Below are 467 nucleotides of genomic sequence, written 5' to 3'. Positions count from 1 at the left end.
GGAGGAAGCGATAGGTTTAAATACTATTCATCTTTCGGTACATTTGAGCAGGAAAGTATCTACAGAAACTCTGATTTCAAAAGGTTCAGTGCTTCTACAAAGCTAGAATACAAAGCAACGGACCGATTAATGATCAATACGGATATCCAGATTGCCAATACTACTACCAGAACATTACCAAATGGTGGCGCTTTTGCCAATCCGGTTTTATCTCAATTTTTCACATCACCACTAGAACCAGCTTATAATGCTGACGGATCTATTTTCCTGGGATCTTATGATGATGATACCTATGGAAGCCTGCCAATCTCCGGAATCTTCAACCCGGCAGCAGTTCTTGCCTATAACAAAAATAAAGCAAACTCTACACGTATCTTTGGTAACGTAGGAATCGGGTATAACATCCTGAAAGGATTAAACTACAGGTTAAATATTGCTCCTGAATATGTTATTACTGAAGAGGATGA

Annotated in this window: 1 pseudogene; it reads left to right on the top strand. The window is 39.0% G+C overall.

Annotation, left to right across the window (positions count from 1 at the left end):
* Positions 1-467: pseudogene (locus tag AOB46_RS23565) on the top strand (SusC/RagA family TonB-linked outer membrane protein); the annotation flags it as partial.

The organism is Chryseobacterium indologenes, from assembly GCF_001295265.1.
GTDB classification, from domain to species: Bacteria; Bacteroidota; Bacteroidia; order Flavobacteriales; family Weeksellaceae; genus Chryseobacterium; species Chryseobacterium indologenes_A.
This window is presented reverse-complemented; position numbering and strand designations above follow the sequence as displayed.